The organism is Pseudomonadota bacterium, from assembly GCA_030860485.1.
In the GTDB taxonomy this organism is placed as follows: domain Bacteria; phylum Pseudomonadota; class Gammaproteobacteria; order JACCXJ01; family JACCXJ01; genus JACCXJ01.
The window spans coordinates 1-3158 of sequence record JALZID010000334.1; the positions used below are offsets into that span (position 1 = coordinate 1).

The following is a 3158-nucleotide window of genomic DNA, read 5'->3' on the forward strand; positions in this document are numbered from 1 at the left end:
TTAACACGGCTATGGTCGCGCCACCTGCCGAAGAAAGCGAGCCTGTTGAGCTTGAGAAGGGGCCGAATATTCAGCCGCTTCCACCGTTTCATCCATTCCCGGATACGGTGGAAGGGCCGGTCCTCCTAAAAGTGGGAGATGATATTTCCACCGATGAGATCATGCCGGCCGGAGAGCAAGTGCTGCCGTATCGGAGCAACATTCCCGAAATCAGCAAGTTCGTTTTCGCCCGAATGGATGAGACGTTTTACCACCGGGCGATGCATCACTTGTTGTCGGGATGCCTAATAGTCGCCGGCAGAAATTACGGCCAGGGCTCAAGCCGCGAGCATGCCGCCATTGCGCCGCGGTACCTGGGACTCAAGGCTGTCATCGCGAAAAGCTTTGCCCGGATTCACCGGCAAAACCTGATCAATTTTGGGATCCTGCCGTTGACATTCGCGAATCCGAATGACTGGGAAAGAATCGACCAAGACGACGTCCTAAGTCTTCCGGATATCCGTGCGGCCATCCAACAAGGAATGCAGGTAAAGGTCATCAACAAGACGAAAGGAGAAGCGTGCATCGCGGAACATGCATTGACGGCACGACAAGTCGAGATGATTTTATCCGGAAGCCTACTCAACCTGATGCGCAAGCGTCCGGCCTAGCTGGCGTCGGGTCTGAATGCTGGAGCTGAAACGCGTGTACGACCCACCAGCCGATGACGCCGCCGTGATGCGCGGTGGGAACACGCCCGCCTTGTCATTCCCTTTCGGGTCACGACCCCATAACGGTCCGGGTGGTCTATGCGTATCTCGCGTCTGCGACCTTCTGGCTGCTAATAGGCACCGCCTACGGTCTGCTCGCTGCCATCAAACTGTACTGGCCGGATTTCCTCGCCATGGAAGGATTGTCCTTCGGTCGCATCCGGCCGACCCATACTCCGAACCTTCCTGCCGGTCAAGGTGACTTGACCGGCACCGGCGGACTCGCGTCCGGCCACCAGATGCTCGCTTTGCGTCACCCCACGGCCCCGACAGCCAACCAGAATCCCGCCGGGGCTGCCCAAACGCCCCCCCGCCCCCGCGCGAACCACCCACTCACCGGCCGACCGTCCGACGCAACCGTACCGGTTGAACAACGGCGTTGAAAGTCCTATCCTTATCGGTACGGCGCATCCAGTCACCATCAGCATCACCGAGGATTAAATGAGCGAAGAAAAGACGAAACTCGACGGGCCCGACCTCGCACAGGGTGTGGCCATTTCGACCCTTGCCGAAGGCGCCATGCTGCTCGGCCATACGCAGGGCAAACCGGTAATTCTCGTCCGTCGCGGCGGGGAGCTATTCGCCATCGGCGCCGTCTGCACGCACTATAGCGGCCCGCTTCCCGACGGGCTCCCTCCCGACGATACGGTTCGCTGCCCTTGGCATCATGCCTGTTTCAGCCTGCGCACCGGCGAGGCGCTGCGGGCGCCGGCGCTAAACCCCGTCTCCTGTTGGCGGGTCGAGCAGCGGGACGGCAGCGCTTTCGTTAGGGAAAAGCGCAAGAGCGCCAGCCGGCAGCCGGTTCCCGCAGCGTTGGGCATGCCGGGATCGGTGGTAATCGTCGGTGGCGGCGCGGCGGGTAATGCTGCCGCGGAAATGCTCCGCCGGGAGGGCTACGCCGGTCGCCTGACGATGCTGAGCGCCGATGCGTCGGTACCCTATGATCGGCCCAATCTTTCCAAGCAATATCTTGCGGGCAATGCGCCCGAGGAGTGGATTCCGCTTCGATCGGCCGAGTTCTATCAAGAGCAGGACATCGACTTGAAGCTGGGCGCGCGCGTCGCCACAATCGATACGGCGAGTCGGCATGTGCGCCTAGTGGACGGCAGCCGCCATGCCTATGATGCGCTGCTGCTCGCCACCGGCGCCGAGCCGGTGCGGCTCGAGGTTCCCGGCGGAGATCTTCCCCACGTACATTACCTGCGCACGCTCGCCGACAGCCGCGCCCTGGTCGCCAAGGCGCTGGTTTCGCAGCGGGTCGTGGTGATAGGCGCGAGCTTCATCGGTCTCGAGGTGGCGGCATCACTTCGAGCGCGCAATATCGAAGTGCATGTGGTCGGACGGGAAACCTATCCCATGGAGAAAATTCTCGGCGCGGAGGTCGGGAACTTCATCCGCAAACTCCATGAAGAACACGGCGTGACCTTCCATCTCGGCACGACAGCCGCCTCGATAGATAAGCGTAGCGTCACGTTGCAGAGCGGAGAAAGCCTCCCGGCCGATCTCATCGTCATCGGCGTCGGCGTACGACCGGCGATTGCACTGGCCGAACAGGCCGGCCTCGCCATTGATCGAGGGATCACGGTGGACGAGTACCTGGAAACGAGCGTCCCGGGCATCTTCGCGGCCGGTGACATTGCGCGCTGGCCGGATCGGCTCACCGGCGAGCACATCCGCGTCGAACACTGGGTAGTGGCCGAGCGCCAAGGGCAAACGGCGGCGCGCAACATCCTGGGTCGACGAGAACGCTTCGATGCCGTGCCGTTCTTCTGGACCGAGCAATACGATTTCGGCCTTGCTTATGTCGGTTACGCCGAGCGATGGGACAAAGCCGAGATCTACGGGCAGCTTGACGCGCGCGACTGCACGGTCACCTTTCGAAGCGGAGGCAGGAAACTGGCGGTCGCCGTGATTCACCGGGATCTCGAAGGGCTGCGCGCGGAAGTCGAATTCGAGAGAACCATCGCCCACAACAGAGTGACCGATACTTCGAGCAAAGGCGTTTAATACGGAGTCGAACCATCATGACGGGAAAATTCAAAGTCGGCGATCACGTCCGCTGGCATTCGGAGGCTGGGGATGTGACCGGCAAGATCATCAAGGTTCACACAAAAGATTTCGATTACAAAGGATACACCCACCACGCCAGCAAGGACGAACCGCAGTACGAGATCAAGAGCGACAAGACTGAGCACATCGCCGCGCACAAGGGCACTGCGCTACACAAGATCGATTGAGGATGCAGCGCTCACTGTGTAGGTGAGTCGCGATATTGCGGGACGAACCATGGGCTCAACGATCTGGACGATAGGCCATTCGACCCGCCCGCTGGACGCGTTTCTCGAGCTGCTCGCCCGCTACCGGCTGGAGGCGGTCGCGGATGTGCGCCGCTTCCCCGGATCGAGGCGC

At 61.3% G+C, this 3158-nt stretch carries 3 protein-coding genes; all 3 read left to right on the top strand.

The window, feature by feature from the left end:
• Positions 1–650 (top strand): aconitate hydratase (locus M3461_21010; GenBank protein ID MDQ3776652.1); only part of this gene is annotated, 650 nt, incomplete at its 5' end.
• Positions 651–1190: 540 nt separating this feature from the next.
• Positions 1191–2756 carry an FAD-dependent oxidoreductase gene (locus M3461_21015; protein ID MDQ3776653.1) on the top strand — a complete coding sequence of 522 codons (1566 nt, stop codon included), beginning with the start codon at positions 1191–1193 and terminating at the stop codon, positions 2754–2756.
• A gap of 17 nt (positions 2757–2773) precedes the next feature.
• A complete protein-coding gene (locus M3461_21020) occupies positions 2774–2986 on the top strand; it encodes a DUF2945 domain-containing protein (GenBank protein MDQ3776654.1) in 213 nt (70 codons plus the stop codon).
• Positions 2987–3158 lie beyond the last annotated feature (172 nt).

Excerpts from the sequence above, each read along its gene's own strand:
- M3461_21020 (MDQ3776654.1), top strand. The coding sequence starts at position 2,774 with ATGACGGGAAAATTCAAAGTCGGCGATCACGTCCGCTGGCATTCGGAG.
- M3461_21015 (MDQ3776653.1), top strand. The coding sequence starts at position 1,191 with ATGAGCGAAGAAAAGACGAAACTCGACGGGCCCGACCTCGCACAGGGT.